The sequence below is a fragment of the Caballeronia temeraria genome (assembly GCF_001544795.2).
Taxonomy (GTDB): Bacteria; Pseudomonadota; Gammaproteobacteria; order Burkholderiales; family Burkholderiaceae; genus Caballeronia; species Caballeronia temeraria.
In genome coordinates, this window is record NZ_FCOI02000005.1 from 72,343 (window position 1) to 86,468 (window position 14,126).

Sequence of the window (14,126 nt, forward strand, 5' to 3'; positions counted from 1 at the left end):
GAACGCGACAAAGCCCCGCGTCATAACGATGCGGGGCTTTGTCATCGAACGGAAAATCAGGCCGCTTCGGCGCGATTCACCGGATGCGGTTCCTTCAGTTTGTTGGCGACGCGCGCCGCCTCGAAGTACGACGCGTTCGGCGGACGCTTCAGATACTGCCCCGCGCCGCGCTCCGCGCGCAGATCGCCGTTGGCCCACGCGAGCGCACCGCGCGTGAGCGTGTGCGTCGCGACGCCCTGCACTTCCATGCCTTCGAAGACGTTGAAATCGACTTTCTGATGATGCGTCTTGACGGAAATCGTGCGCGTCGCCTCGGGATCCCATACGACGAGGTCCGCGTCGGCGCCCACCTGCACTGCACCCTTTCGCGGATAGAGATTGAAAATCTGCGCCGCATTCGTCGATGTCACGCGCACGAACTCGTTCGGCGTGAGACGTCCCATTTTGACGCCGTGATGCCACAGCACCGACATGCGGTCTTCCACGCCACCGCACCCATTAGGAATCCTTGTGAAGTCTTCACGACCCATCGCCTTCTGCGGTGCGCAAAACACGCAGTGATCCGTCGCGGTCGTATGAAGCTGGCCCGATTGCAGCCCGCGCCACAGCGCCTCGCGATGCTCGCTCGTGCGAAACGGCGGGCTCATCACGTGCGCGGCGGCGCGTGTCCAGTCGGGATCGCGATACACCGATTCATCGATCACGAGATGACCCGGCAGCACTTCACCGAACACACGCAGACCATCGTTGCGCGCCTTCGCGATGACATCGACGGCATCTTTCGCCGATACGTGCACGATATAGAGCGGCACGCCAAGCACCTGCGCGATGCGGATCGCGCGATTCGCCGCCTCGCCTTCCACTTCCGGCGGACGCGACAGCGGATGCGCCTCCGGTCCTCTGAAACCTTTCGCGAGCAATTGCTTCTGCAACTGAAAAACGAGTTCGCCGTTTTCCGCGTGCACGGTCGGCAGCGCGCCGAGTTCGAGCGAGCGCGTGAAGCTGTTCACGAGCACTTCATCGTCGGCCATGATCGCGTTCTTGTAGGCCATGAAGTGCTTGAAGCTCGACACGCCGTGCTCATGCACGAGCAGGCCCATGTCGCGATGCACCGACTCGTCCCACCACGTCACCGCGACGTGAAAGCCGTAATCCGCCGACGCCTTCTCCGCCCAGCCGCGCCACTCCTTGAACGCATCCATGAGCGGTTGCTTTGGGCTCGGAATCACGAAGTCGATGATGCTCGTCGTGCCGCCCGACAATCCCGCCGCGGTGCCGGTGTAGAAGTCGTCGCTCGCGGTCGTGCCCATGAAAGGCAGCTCCATGTGCGTATGCGGGTCGATGCCGCCTGGCATCACATACTGGCCGCCCGCATCGACGATCTGTGTATCGGCCGGCACGTCGAGATCGGTCCCGATGGCGAGTATCGTTCCGCCTGCTTGCGGGTCGGCGCACAGCACGTCGGCGCGATAGGTGCGGTCCGCATCGATCACGGTGCCGCCGCGAATCAGAATAGGCATGAGTCGTCCTCCGGTTATTTTCAAGCGCTCAACATATCGGCCCGCGCGCTGCCGCGCAGTTTCATCCACGATCCATACACGACAGCGGCCAGCACGAGGCCGACGAACCACGCGTACGTGTAGAGCGTGTTGAAGAACGCGGGTACGTTGGGAAATGAAGCGGGAAACGCGGTGTGCAGAAAGCCCGGTAAATTCGGCAGCACGCCGACCAAGAGCGCCACGACTGCCGCGATGTTCCATCCGCCGCTGTACGAGTACTCGCCGTCTTCATCGAAAAGTTCGCGTTGATCGAGCTGCGTACCGCGTATAAAGAAGTAATCGACCATCAGAATGCCCGCGACCGGCCCGAGCAGCGCCGAATAGCCGACGAGCCACGTGAAGATATAGCCCTGCGTGGTCGCGAGAATCTTCCACGGCATCATGACGATGGCGATCGTCGCCGTGATCATGCCGCCCGCGCGATACGAAATGCCCTTCGGCCACAGGCTCGAAAAGTCGTAAGCCGGTCCGACGAGATTGGCCGCGAGATTGCAGCACATCGTATCGAGCGTGAGGATGATGAGCGCAATGCCCACGCCGATGCCCGTCATGCGGCTCGTGAGATCGATCGGATCCCAGATGGCCTTGCCGTAAATCACGACCGTCGCCGACGTGACGACGACCGAGATCACCGAGAGCAGCGCCATCGGCAAGGGCAGGCCGATTGATTGCCCGATCATCTGATCGCGCTGCGTGCGCGCGAAGCGCGTGAAGTCCGGAATGTTGAGCGCGAGCGTCGCCCAGAAGCCGACCATCGCGGTGAGGCCGGGCCAGAACGTCGCCCAGAAGAGCCCTTCCTTCTTGCCGCCCGCGACGAACTGCGACGGCGCCGAGAGCATCGAACCGATGCCGCCCGCCTTGCTCGTCGCCCACCAGACGAGCGCGATGCACATCACGACCTTGATCGGCGCGGACCAGCTTTCGAGCCAGCGGATCGAATCCGTGCCGTGCCAGATGAAGTAGAGCTGCAACGCCCAGAACACGAGAAAGCACGCGAGCTGACCGAGCGAAATATCGATGAGCGGCAGCGCCGCGCCGTGCAGCGCGTTGCCCGTCAGGATATTCAAAAGTGTATAGATGGCGCTGCCGCCTAACCACGTCTGAATACCGTACCAGCCGCACGCGACGATCGCGCGCAGCAGCGCCGGCAACTTCGCGCCCTGCGTGCCGAACGACGAGCGCACGAGCACCGCATACGGAATGCCATGCTTCGCGCCCGCATGGCCGATGAGCAACATCGGCACGAGCACGATCAGGTTGCCGAGCAGGACCGTCACCACCGCCTGCCACGGCGACATGCCCTGATCGGTGAGACCGGCGGCCAGCATGTACGACGCGATGTTCATCACCATGCCGACCCACAACGCCGCGAAGTGATACCACTTCCACGTGCGTTGCGCGGGGCCGGTCGGTGCTAGATCGTCGTTGTACAGGCTGCTCGTTTCGACGTCATGCGCTGTCTGATTCATCGGGTGCACTCCGGTTGTGCGGTTGATCGTGGGGATTCAACGACGACGAGCGCTACGTTATGTCTATATTCATGCTGCTTTCGCGGGTTCTTCCGCGTCGACACGCGCGGGATTGTTCGGATGCGTGGTCCAGTCCGCGTATTCGCCCGCATCGACGCGCTCCATCGTGATGCACTGCTCGACCGGACACACGTGCATGCACAAATTGCACCCGACACACTCCGAATCAACCACTTCGAAATGCCGCTTGCCGTCCTTCTCCTTCAGGATCGCCTGATGCGACGTGTCCTCGCACGCGATATGACACAGCCCGCACTGGATGCACTTGTCCTGATCGATGCGCGCCTTGATGTCGTACTTGAGATTGAGGTACTTCCAGTCGGTGACGTTCGGCACAGCGCGGCCGCGAATGTCGTCGAGCGTTGCGTAGCCTTTCTCGTCCATCCAGTTCGAGAGGCCATCGGCGAGATCGGACACGATGCGAAAGCCGTAGTGCATCGCTGCCGTGCACACCTGCACGCTGCCCGCGCCGAGCACCATGAACTCCGCTGCGTCGCGCCACGATGAAATGCCGCCGATGCCGGAAATCGGCAGATTCGGTGTCTCCGGATCGCGCGCGATTTCAGCGACCATGTTCAGCGCGATCGGCTTCACCGCCGGGCCGCAATAGCCGCCGTGCGTGCCTTTGCCATCGACGGTCGGCATCGGCGCCATCTCGTCGAGATCGACCGCAACGATCGAGTTGATGGTGTTGATGAGGGAGACGCCATCCGCGCCGCCCTTGAACGCGGCGCGCGAACCCATGCGGATATCGCTGATGTTCGGCGTGAGTTTCACGAGACACGGCAGCTTCGTGCCTTCCTTCACCCAGCGCGTCACCATCTCCACATATTCAGGCACCTGGCCCACGGCCGCGCCCATGCCGCGCTCGCTCATGCCATGCGGACAGCCGAAGTTCAGTTCGACCGCATCCGCGCCCGTGTCTTCCACTTGCGTCAGGATCCACTTCCAGTCCTTCTCGTTGCACGGCACCATCAGCGAGACGATCAGCGCGCGATCGGGCCAGTCGCGTTTCACCTGTTCGATCTCGCGCAGGTTCACATCGAGCGGTCTGTCCGTGATCAGTTCGATATTATTTAGTCCTGCGATACGTTGTCCATTCCATTGCACCGCGCCGTAACGCGAGCTCACGTTCACAACATGCGGATCGAGCCCGAGCGTCTTCCACACGACACCGCCCCAGCCCGCTTCGAACGCGCGGTTGACGTTGTAGGCTTTGTCGGTCGGCGGCGCGGATGCGAGCCAGAAAGGATTCGGCGACGTGATGCCAGCGATATTGCAAGTCAGATCGGCCATGTTCGTATTCTCCTTGTATGCTCAGGCGGCTTTGATCGCAGTCAGCTCGAACGACGCATCGATGGACGCCGCCGCGAGCTTGCCGTCCTGCACGGCCTGCACGGTGAGATCGAGTCCTTCATGGGTCGCGCAATCGCCGCCGGCCCACACTTTTGCAAGCGTCGTCTGACGGTTCTCATCGGTGACGATGCGACCGCCATCGAGCGTCAGCAATTCATGATCGATGCCCACGGGCACGAGCGTCTGACCGATCGCCTTCAGCACCATGTCGGCCTCGATCACGAAGCGCTCCGTGCCGCGCTCCAATTCGACGCCGGTCACATGACCGTCCTCGCCGATCAATCGAACCGGCTTCGCATGCGTGACGATCGCGACGCCGTTGGTCTGCGCGAATTCGCGCTCGGCCCACGTCGCGCTCATGTTCTCGACGCCGCGCCGATACGCCATCGTCACGTTGGTCGCACCGAGCTTGGCGGACTGCACGCATGCATCGACCGCCGTATTGCCGCCGCCGATCACGACGACGCGCCGTCCGACCGGCACGCTCGCGAGATCATCGGACTGACGCACCTGCTCGATGAAATCGACCGCGTTCATCACGCCATCGAGCGCTTCGCCTTCGAGCGCCAGTTCGCGCACGCCCGCAAGGCCGAACGCGATGAACACCGCGTCGTATTGCTTGCGCAACTCGTCCAGCGTGAAATCGCGGCCAAGCGACTGACCCGTCTTGATCTCGATACCGCCGATCGAATACAGCCATTCGATCTCGCGCTGCGCATAATCCTCGACGGTCTTGTACGCGGCGATACCGTATTCGTTGAGTCCGCCCGGCTTCTCGCGCGCATCGAAGATCACCGCGCGATGCCCGGCGAGCGCGAGCCGATACGCGCACGCGAGTCCCGCCGGCCCCGCCCCGACGATCGCAATGCGCCGCCCGGTTTCCGCCGCGCGTTCGAACAATGCGACGCCTTTGGCCATCGCCCAGTCGGTCGCGTGACGCTGCAACGCGCCGATCTTCACAGGCTCGTCGCCCGGATGATTACGCACGCAACTGCCTTCGCAAAGAATCTCCGTCGGGCACACGCGCGCGCACATGCCGCCGAGCGGATTGGCCGAGAGAATGTCGACGGCCGCGCCCTTCAGATTGCCGTTGCCGATCTTGCGGATGAAGCCGGGAATGTCGATGCTCGTCGGACATGCCTGCACGCACGGCGCGTCGTAGCAGTAGTGGCAACGGCTTGCGGCAGCCGCGGCCGCGGTGGCGTCGAGCAGCGGCGCGACATCCGAGAATTCGCATGCGAGCTGTTCTTGCGTGAGGCGATGGCTCGCGATATCGCCGGTTCGTTTCATGGTCATGCGCGTTCCTTGTGAGGACGTACGAGTGCCCGCCGTCCGCGTGCGACGACGCGGACGGTGTTGAACATGAGTCAGAAAAAGCGCGGCTTACGAAACCGGTTCGGACGCGCGCTCGAGCATCGCGTGCAGCAGCACGTTCGCGCCGGCCTCGATCCACTCCAGCGTCGCGTCTTCGATTTCGTTATGGCTGATGCCGTCGACGCAAGGCACGAAGACCATCGACGTCGGCGCGACCTGCGCGAGATAGCACGCGTCGTGGCCCGCGCCCGACACCATGTCGCGATGCGAATAGCCGAAGCGCTGCGCCGCCGCGCGCACGGACGCGACGCAGGCGGCATCGAACTTGACGGGCTCGTAGTAGAAGATCTGTTCGAGCTCGGTCTGCAAGCCGATTTCGCCAGCGATGCGCGCGACACCTTCGCGCAAAGCGGCATCCATGCGCGCGAGCACGGCATCGTCGGGATGACGGAAATCGACGGTGAAGAACACGCGGCCCGGAATCACGTTGCGCGAGTTCGGATGCACCTGCATCATGCCGACCGTCGCGCAGGCGAGCGGCGCGTTGTCCAGACCGATGCGGTTGACGAGATCGACCACGCGCGACGCGCCCAGCAGCGCATCCTTGCGGCGCGGCATCGGCGTCGGGCCCGCGTGCGCTTCCTGGCCCGTCAGCGTGATTTCGTACCAGCGCTGGCCTTGCGCATCGGTGACGACGCCGATCGTCTTATCTTCGGCTTCGAGAATCGGCCCTTGCTCGATATGCAGCTCGAACGCCGCATGCAGCTTGCGGCCGCCGCACGGCACATCGCCCGCATAGCCGATGCGCTTCAGTTCTTCGCCGATCGTCTTGCCATCGACGTCCTTGCGCGAGAGACCGTAATCGAGCGAGAACACGCCCGCGAACACGCCGGACGCGACCATCGCGGGCGCGAAACGCGAGCCTTCCTCGTTGGTCCAGATCACGACTTCGATCGGATGCTCGGTCTCGATGCCGCGATCGTTGAGCGAGCGGATCACTTCGAGCCCGCCGAGCACGCCGTAGATGCCGTCGAAGCGCCCGCCGGTCGGCTGCGAATCCGCGTGCGAGCCGGTCACGACCGGCAGCGCGTCGGGATTGCGCCCGGCGCGACGCATGAACACGTTGCCCATCTGATCGACGCTCACCGTGCAGCCCGCTTCCTTCGCCCAGCTCACGATCAGATCGCGCCCTTCGCGATCGAGATCGGTCAGCGCGAGACGGCATACGCCGCCTTTCGGTGTCGCGCCGATTTTGGCCATCGTCATGAGGCTGTCCCATAGACGTTGACCGTTCACCTTGATGGACGTATCGAGACCCGCCTCTCTGATTGCATCCGTTACGACGTTCATTCGCCTCGCTCCTTACGATCTGACTTCGTATGTGAGTGACTTCGCTTCGTGCATGCCGGGCGTTTGCGGTGCGATGCCGCACGCGTCCGGTGCACGATTTCTGTTCTGCGATGACTGATGCAAACGACACGCTTCTTCTGTGCTTCGAGCGCTCTCAAATCCTGTCCAGTTGGACAGGTTGTAGCCGATTAAAATAATCAAATCAACGTCTTTCGTGTGCGGACAAACACCGATCGGACAAAGCGATAAGCGTGCCATTGCGACGCAGCATCGACTGGCATTGGCCGCAAGCGGTTTTTCGACGCGATGCAGCGCCGCGCGCGAAAACCAGCACGGATGGCACGAACGGCGCGAATGAGGCACGATGCGGCACACACGGCACAAGAATTCGACGATGAAACATGACGACGCGGCTGACGGCATCACCGGAGTGGACGCTTCGACGCCACCTTTGCGGCGAAGCAAGGCGCAAATCCGCGAGAGCAACGTAGCGCAACTGCTCGCGTGCGCCGAAGAAGTGTTCGCCGAGAAAGGACTCGAAGGCGCGAGCACGGCGATGATCGCCGAGCGCGCCGGCTTGCCGAAGGCCAATCTGCATTACTACTTTCCGACGAAGCTCGCGCTGTATCGGCGCGTGCTGGAAGACCTGTTCGAAGACTGGCATCGCGCGGCGGATACCTTCGAATGCAGCGACGATCCGGTCGAGGCGATCGGCGGTTATGTGCGCGCGAAGATGGACTTGTCCAGACGCAGGCCGCTCGGCTCGAAAGTGTGGGCGAGCGAGATCATCCACGGCGCGCATCACATGCAGGACATCCTCAACGAGCGCGTGAAGCCGTGGCTCGAGACACGCGTGATCGTGATCGAAAGCTGGATCGCGCGCGGTCTGCTCGCGCCCGTCGAACCGGACACGTTCATGTTCATGATCTGGGCAATCACCCAGCATTATGCCGATTTCGACGCGCAAATCCGCGCATTGAAAGGCAAGCGCGCGCTCACGCGCAAAGCCTTCGATGAACAGACGGAAGAAGTCGTGCGCCTCGTGATTCGCGCGTGCGGCGCGGTGTCGCCGTGCGTCGAAGAAAAAGAGGACGCGCAATAAAAAACGCCGGCCCCTCGATGGCGGCCGGCGTTCACTGCTTGCTGCGGTCATGCTTCACTACTTGCGCTTTCTGACGCTTACCTCTACTTCAACCGCTACTGCTCACTACTTCTGCTGCCCTGCTCCACGAAGCTCAGGATCGAGCTTCGATTAATGACCGAAGTAGACCGAGTTGCGATCCGACATCGACACATTGGCGCGCGACGAAGAAGAAGCGGCACCCGACTGCGACGTGCCGGCGATCGACGGACCGTAAGCGCTTGCACCGTTTTCGGCGTTCACACGCGCTTGGGCCGCTTGAAGATTCTGCGGATAGTTCACGCGATCTTCCGACGGGTTGTAGCCGGCCTTTTCCAGTTGAACCAGTTCTGCGCGGACTTGAGCGCGGGTCACCGGGCCATTGCTTTGCGCGAACGCGAAAGTCGGAGCGGCCAGAGCGGTGGCGATGACGAGTGCGGGAACGAATGCCTTGATCATGATAAACCTCCAGTAATCTTGTTTTGAAATCGAAACTGAATCAGAGCTTTTTAAGCGGTTTCTGATTTCGTTTCGCTTGAAGACAAGTGTAGGAGGAGGCGGACCTAGGGGAAACCCCGATTTTCACGAAAAACAATTGTCTGGATCGCAATAATCCGTTTCGCCAGCCGAAGCGCGTTCCAGGCTTTTTTATGCGACGCAAGTCTCTGTTTTTAATGCGCTAATTTCGCAAATGAACCGTTCTTTCGGGCGCATCCGACCGGCCGCGCCGCAAGCGGTCATTGCGCCCCGGCCAGCCAATCGTCATCCAGCCGTCAGCTAGTCAGCTTTCATCACATGAGCCAGCGCGGCGGTCACGAGTTCGCTCAGGAGCGGCTCGATCGCGGCCGCCTTGGTTTCGTCGTAAGCGAACGGCGACGTTTCTTCCATATAGCTGACTTGCGTCAGTTCCAGTTGGACCGCATGGATGCCCTTTTCGGGCTGTCCATAGCGCCGCGTGATATAGCCGCCTTTGAAGCGCCCGTTGGCCACCGTCGAAAAGCGACCGTCGCGCTCGACGATTTCCGCGAGATGCTCGGCCAGCCCCGGCGCCGCCGACGCGCCGTCCGCGGTCCCGAAGTTGAAATCGGTGAGACGGCCATCGAAAAAGCGCGGCACGACCGAGCGGATCGAATGCGCTTCCCAGAGCAGCACGCGGCCATGCGCCTCGCGCAGCGCATCGAGTTCGCCGGCGAGCGCGTCGTGATACGGCTGCCAGTACATCGCCCGACGCGCCTCGATCTGCTCGCGCGACGGCTCGTGACCCGGCTGGTAGAGCGGTGCCTTGTCGAAGGTATCGACCGGACAGAGTCCCGTCGTGTCGCGGCCGGGATAGAGATTCGCGTCGTCGGGCGGACGGTTCAGATCGACGACATAGCGCGCGTAATTCGGCGTCAGGATCGACGCGCCGAGTTCGCGCGCGAACGCGTAGAGACGTTCGAGATGCCAGTCGCAATCTTCGGTGAGCGTGGCGACCGGCGTCATCTCCTCGGCGAGCGCGCAGGGAATCTGCGTGCCGCGATGCGGAATCGAGATCAGGAGCGGCGCGCTGCCGCGTTCCAGCGTGAAGATCGAAGAATCGTTCATGGATGACCTCAATCCAGCAAGCCGCGCAAGGCGGCACGATAACGCGCGAGCGATTCGTCTTCGTCCGCGTGACGGCGCGCATCGATCACCTTGCGGCCGGAGACGAAAACATCGCGGATCGGCGTCTCGCCATGTTCGCAGAAGACCGCGCTCGACAGCCACGCGTCGCGCGCATGACCGCCGATGCCCGGATGCGCGTCGTCTAGCACGAGCCAGTCCGCGCGCGAACCCTCCGCAAGCAGGCCGACGGGCCGGCCTGTCGCGTGCGCGCCGCCGTCGAGCGCGGCATCGAAGAGACGATCGGCGGGACGGCTTTGCGTCGGCGATGCCAGCACGTTGCGTTGCTGTCGGCACAGGCGCTGGCCGTATTCGAGCAGACGCAACTCCGATCGCCAGTCGACGCCGACATGACTGTCCGAGCCCACACCGATGCGCCCGCCCGCATCGAGATAGTCGCGCGACGGGAAGACGCCATCGCCGAGATTCGCTTCGGTCGTGAGACACAGGCCCGCGATCGCACCGCTCGCGGCAAGACGCGCGCATTCGCCGGCATCGATGTGTGTCGCGTGCACGAGGCACCAGCGTTCGTCGACGTTGAAGCGCTCCAGCAGCCACTCCACCGGACGATGCCCCGTCGCCGCAAGGCACGCCTCCACTTCGGCGACCTGCTCCGCGATGTGGATATGCAGCGGCGCGCGCGTGAAGCGCGCATCGAGTCCTTCGATGACCGCCGCGAGCGACTCGCCCGACACCGCCCGCAGCGAATGCGGCGCGACGCCGTAACGCCGCGCGCCGTTCTCGGGCCGCGAGCGCGCAAGCGAATCGATGATGCCGAGCAGCGTGTCGGGCGTATTGAGAAAGCGCCGCTGATCGTCGCGCGGCGCGCTCTTGCCGAAGCCGCTGTATTCGTAGAGCACCGGCAGCATCGTCATGCCGATGCCCGCGCGTTCCGCCGCGTCGACCACACGTTCGGCGAGTTCGGCGCGATTCGCATACGGCGCGCCATCGGGCGCGTGATGCACGTAATGGAACTCGCACACGGACGTGTAGCCCGCCTTCAGCATCTCGATGTAAAGCCAGTGCGCGATATCCGCGAGCGATTCCGGACCGATGCGCGCGGCGAAGCGATACATGAGATCGCGCCAGCTCCAGAACGTATCGGCGACGCTCGCGCGATATTCGGTGAGGCCCGCCATCGCGCGCTGAAACGCGTGCGAGTGCAGGTTCGGCATGCCGGGCAAAACCGGCCCTTTGGCCCGCTCGACGCCCGCGGGCGCGGCGCTGTCCGGCGCGACGCGCACGAGCGTGCCGGCGTCGTCCCATTCGAGCAGCACGTCGCGCCGCCAGCCATCGGCGAGTCGCGCGTGCCCGGCGAAGAATGCGTTCATCCCTTGTCTCCTTTCTTATGTCGATGCGCGGCTACTCGCGAGCCGTCCGCCTTTCTCACATCATGTCGATGCCGATGCGCAGCCACGCCGCGTCATCCCGATGCGCGCATTCCAGCGCCGTTGCGCCATCGACGCGCAGCGTGTCGCCTGCTTCGAGCGTATGACGGGTGTCATCGGCGAGTTTGATATCGATCCGGCCTTGCGCGCAGAACAGAAACGTCAGGTCATTGTCGAGCGTGAGCGAGCCTGAAGTGCGCCCGGCGTCGACCGTCGCGCGTGCCTGGTCGCGGCGCACCATCACGTTGAAATCGCGCGTGGGGCCGTCGATCAGCGTCGCGTGGATCGGCGTTTCTCCGGCGAAGCGCGCCATCGCGAGCGGCGCATCGAGCGCATGCACGCCGCCGTCCGCTTGCGTCAGACGCATGCCGGCGCCATCGAGCAGCACGAGCACGCGATCGACGCCCGCGAAGGTCGAGAACGCGCCATCGGATGCGACGTCGGCCAGCGACAGACGCCACGCGAACGCATCGAACGATGCGCCGTGCGGTCCCGCCGCGATTTCGCGCGTGACGCCGCCGCCGTTCTTCCACGGCGTGGGCGTGAGCGAATCGGCACGAATGATCATCACGTTCAGAAATGCCCGGTGAATTGATAGCGGTCGCCCGGATGCCACAGATTCGCGACCGACGCGACCGCATCGCGCGACCACGTGCGCCGATGCAGCAGCAGACACGGCTCGTGCTCCGCCATCGCGAGCGCGAGCCGGATTTCCGTCGATGGCACCGACGCCTCGATCCGGTACTCGACGCGCTGCAGCGGCGCGGCCGACATCAGGTACTGGTTCGGCGTGATCGTCGTGAAATCCTGGCGCGCGTATTCCGGCGCGAGCGCGGGATTCACGTAACGCTCTTCCATCTGCACCGGCTCGCCGTTCTCGAAGTGCAGCACGCGCGAATGAAACACCGGGCTGCCGACCGCGAGATGCATTTCGGCGGCCAGCGTTTCATCGACGATCGACGCGCCCAGATGCAGCACCTCTGCGCTATACGTATGACCGCGCGCGACGATTTCATCGGAAATGCTGCGAATCTCGACGAGCGTCGACGCGTACTTCGGCTGCGCGACGAACGTGCCCGCGCCCTGCACGCGGGTGAGCACCTGTTCGGCGGTCAGTTCGCGCAGCGCGCGATTCACGGTCATGCGCGCGACCTTGAATTCGCGCGCGAGCTCGTTTTCGGAGGGCACCTGATCGCCCTCCTTCCACTCGCCGACATGAATGCGCTGGAGAATGTAGTCCTTGATCTCCTGATACGCGGGCGTGCTCATGCGGGCTCTTCCGACGCGAACGAGAACGGGCTGTGCCGCGCGATCGCGCCTTCCTGCACGAGCGTCGCGATCGCGGCGATATCGGGCGCGAAGTAATGATCGAGGTCGTAATGCGCCACGTGCGCGCGCAGCGTCTTCATCACGTCGAGAAGCGGCGCGCTCGTCTGATGCGGCGCGCGCAGATCGACGCCTTGCGCCGCCGCGAGCAGTTCGATCGCGAGAATGTTGGCCGTGTTGCTCGCGATATCGCCGAGCTTGCGCGCGGCGAACGTCGCCATGGAAACGTGGTCTTCCTGATTCGCGGAAGTGGGCAGCGAATCGACCGATGCCGGATGCGCGAGCGTCTTGTTCTCCGATGCCAGCGCGGCCGCCGTCACGTGCGCGATCATGAAGCCGGAGTTGACGCCGCCATCGCGCACGAGGAACGGCGGCAGGCCGGAGAGCGTCGCGTCGATCAAGAGCGCGATGCGGCGTTCCGCGAGCGCGCCGATTTCGGCTGCGGCGAGCGCGAGATTGTCGGCGGCGAATGCGACAGGCTCCGCGTGGAAGTTGCCGCCCGAGAGCACTTCGCCGGTATCCGGGAAGATCAGCGGATTGTCGGAAACGGCGTTCGACTCGATCAGCAGGATGTCCGCCGCATGTCGCATCTGGTCGAGGCACGCGCCCATCACCTGCGGCTGGCAGCGCAGGCTGTACGGGTCCTGCACTTTTTCGCAATCCGCGTGCGACAGGTTGATGCCCGAGCCCTTCAGCAGCGTGCGATACGCGGCCGCGGCCTCCATCTGCCCGCGATGGCCGCGCAGTTCATGAATGCGCGCATCGAACGGGACGACGGAGCCGGCGGCCGCATCGACCGACAGCGCGCCCGCGACGAGCCCGGTGCGGAACAGATCCTCGATCGCGAAAAGGTTGAAGAGCGCGAGCGCCGCAGACGCCTGCGTGCCGTTCAGCAGCGCGAGACCTTCCTTCGCCTGCAACGTGAGCGGCTTGAGGCCGGCGACCGAGAGGCCGTCGAGCGCACTGGCGCGTTCGCCGCGAATCGTGACTTCGCCGATGCCGAGCAGCACCGTCGACATATGCGCGAGCGGCGCGAGATCGCCCGATGCGCCGACCGAGCCTTTGATCGGGATGATCGGCAGGACGTCCGCATTGAATAGCGTGATGAGCGCGTCGATGACTTCGCGGCGGATGCCCGAATGACCGCGCCCGAGACTCGACAGCTTGAGCGCCATCAGAAGGCGCACGACCGGACGCGACATCGGCTCGCCGACGCCCACGGCATGCGACAGCACGAGATTCTTCTGCAGCAGTTCCAGCTGGTCGGCCGGAATGTGCGTATTGGCGAGCCGCCCGAAGCCCGTATTGATGCCGTAAGCCGGATCGCCCTTGGCGGCAATCGCGGCGACGGCGCGCGCGCTCGCATCGATGGCGTCGAAGCTGGCCGGATCGAGCCGAAGCGGGTCCGAGCCTCGCGCGATGCGACGCAGTTGCGGCAGAGTCAGTTTTCCGGGCGTGAGCGTGATCATGGTTCGTCCTGTCTATACAAGTTAGGCTCAAGTCTAAACGGGCTGAAAGGACGAAACAAGGGGGAATCCGGGAT

The 14,126-nt window shown here is 63.6% G+C and carries 12 protein-coding genes; 1 reads left to right on the forward strand and 11 read right to left on the reverse strand.

Going from position 1 to position 14,126, the window contains the following annotated elements:
- Positions 1–56: 56 nt before the first annotated feature.
- The 5 genes from hydA to AWB76_RS09630 all read right to left on the reverse strand — a co-directional run bounded on the left by hydA (position 57) and on the right by AWB76_RS09630 (position 7,108).
- Positions 57–1,520 (reverse strand): dihydropyrimidinase, encoded by a 1,464-nt coding sequence (gene hydA / locus AWB76_RS09610; RefSeq protein ID WP_061159923.1) that lies wholly within the window; start codon positions 1,518–1,520, stop codon positions 57–59.
- A gap of 20 nt (positions 1,521–1,540) precedes the next feature.
- Entirely contained in the window at positions 1,541–3,028 is a 1,488-nt protein-coding gene (locus AWB76_RS09615; protein WP_061159924.1) for an NCS1 family nucleobase:cation symporter-1, read from the reverse strand.
- Positions 3,029–3,097: 69 nt separating this feature from the next.
- A complete protein-coding gene (gene preA, locus AWB76_RS09620) occupies positions 3,098–4,384 on the reverse strand; it encodes an NAD-dependent dihydropyrimidine dehydrogenase subunit PreA (RefSeq protein WP_061159925.1) in 1,287 nt (428 codons plus the stop codon).
- A 21-nt stretch (positions 4,385–4,405) separates the two neighbouring features.
- Positions 4,406–5,740, reverse strand: coding sequence for an NAD(P)-dependent oxidoreductase (locus tag AWB76_RS09625; RefSeq protein ID WP_061159926.1), 1,335 nt, complete (start codon positions 5,738–5,740; stop codon positions 4,406–4,408).
- A gap of 87 nt (positions 5,741–5,827) precedes the next feature.
- Positions 5,828–7,108: a Zn-dependent hydrolase gene (locus tag AWB76_RS09630; protein ID WP_061159927.1), complete on the reverse strand. Its 1,281-nt coding sequence runs from the start codon at positions 7,106–7,108 to the stop codon at positions 5,828–5,830.
- Positions 7,109–7,502: 394 nt separating this feature from the next.
- Between AWB76_RS09630 and AWB76_RS09635 the strand changes: the two genes are divergently transcribed.
- The gene (locus AWB76_RS09635; protein WP_061159928.1) at positions 7,503–8,210 is read left to right on the forward strand and encodes a TetR/AcrR family transcriptional regulator; all 708 of its coding nucleotides are present in this window, start codon (positions 7,503–7,505) and stop codon (positions 8,208–8,210) included.
- Between the two features lie 150 nt (positions 8,211–8,360).
- Here the strand turns inward: AWB76_RS09635 and AWB76_RS09640 are convergent, their stop codons facing one another.
- From AWB76_RS09640 to hutH, 6 genes are all read right to left on the reverse strand, one after another.
- Positions 8,361–8,684, reverse strand: a complete 324-nt coding sequence (locus AWB76_RS09640) for a DUF4148 domain-containing protein (RefSeq protein WP_061160164.1) — start codon at positions 8,682–8,684, stop codon at positions 8,361–8,363.
- A 321-nt stretch (positions 8,685–9,005) separates the two neighbouring features.
- Positions 9,006–9,812, reverse strand: coding sequence for an N-formylglutamate deformylase (hutG, locus tag AWB76_RS09645; RefSeq protein ID WP_061159929.1), 807 nt, complete (start codon positions 9,810–9,812; stop codon positions 9,006–9,008).
- 8 nt (positions 9,813–9,820) lie between these two features.
- Positions 9,821–11,200: a formimidoylglutamate deiminase gene (locus AWB76_RS09650; protein ID WP_061159930.1), complete on the reverse strand. Its 1,380-nt coding sequence runs from the start codon at positions 11,198–11,200 to the stop codon at positions 9,821–9,823.
- A gap of 55 nt (positions 11,201–11,255) precedes the next feature.
- A complete protein-coding gene (locus tag AWB76_RS09655; protein ID WP_061159931.1) occupies positions 11,256–11,825 on the reverse strand; it encodes a HutD/Ves family protein in 570 nt (189 codons plus the stop codon).
- A gap of 5 nt (positions 11,826–11,830) precedes the next feature.
- Positions 11,831–12,526 (reverse strand): histidine utilization transcriptional repressor HutC, encoded by a 696-nt coding sequence (gene hutC / locus AWB76_RS09660; protein ID WP_061159932.1) that lies wholly within the window; start codon positions 12,524–12,526, stop codon positions 11,831–11,833.
- Positions 12,523–14,052 (reverse strand): histidine ammonia-lyase, encoded by a 1,530-nt coding sequence (gene hutH / locus AWB76_RS09665; protein WP_061159933.1) that lies wholly within the window; start codon positions 14,050–14,052, stop codon positions 12,523–12,525. Before hutH ends, hutC begins: the two co-directional genes overlap by 4 nt.
- Positions 14,053–14,126: the final 74 nt, after the last annotated feature.

Coding starts and splice junctions, on each gene's coding strand:
- AWB76_RS09630 (WP_061159927.1), bottom strand. CDS start 7,108: ATGAACGTCGTAACGGATGCAATCAGAGAGGCGGGTCTCGATACGTCC.
- AWB76_RS09615 (WP_061159924.1), bottom strand. CDS start 3,028: ATGAATCAGACAGCGCATGACGTCGAAACGAGCAGCCTGTACAACGAC.
- AWB76_RS09650 (WP_061159930.1), bottom strand. CDS start 11,200: ATGAACGCATTCTTCGCCGGGCACGCGCGACTCGCCGATGGCTGGCGG.
- AWB76_RS09625 (WP_061159926.1), bottom strand. CDS start 5,740: ATGACCATGAAACGAACCGGCGATATCGCGAGCCATCGCCTCACGCAA.
- hutH (WP_061159933.1), bottom strand. CDS start 14,052: ATGATCACGCTCACGCCCGGAAAACTGACTCTGCCGCAACTGCGTCGC.
- AWB76_RS09655 (WP_061159931.1), bottom strand. CDS start 11,825: ATGATCATTCGTGCCGATTCGCTCACGCCCACGCCGTGGAAGAACGGC.
- preA (WP_061159925.1), bottom strand. CDS start 4,384: ATGGCCGATCTGACTTGCAATATCGCTGGCATCACGTCGCCGAATCCT.
- AWB76_RS09635 (WP_061159928.1), top strand. CDS start 7,503: ATGAAACATGACGACGCGGCTGACGGCATCACCGGAGTGGACGCTTCG.
- hydA (WP_061159923.1), bottom strand. CDS start 1,520: ATGCCTATTCTGATTCGCGGCGGCACCGTGATCGATGCGGACCGCACC.
- hutC (WP_061159932.1), bottom strand. CDS start 12,526: ATGAGCACGCCCGCGTATCAGGAGATCAAGGACTACATTCTCCAGCGC.
- hutG (WP_061159929.1), bottom strand. CDS start 9,812: ATGAACGATTCTTCGATCTTCACGCTGGAACGCGGCAGCGCGCCGCTC.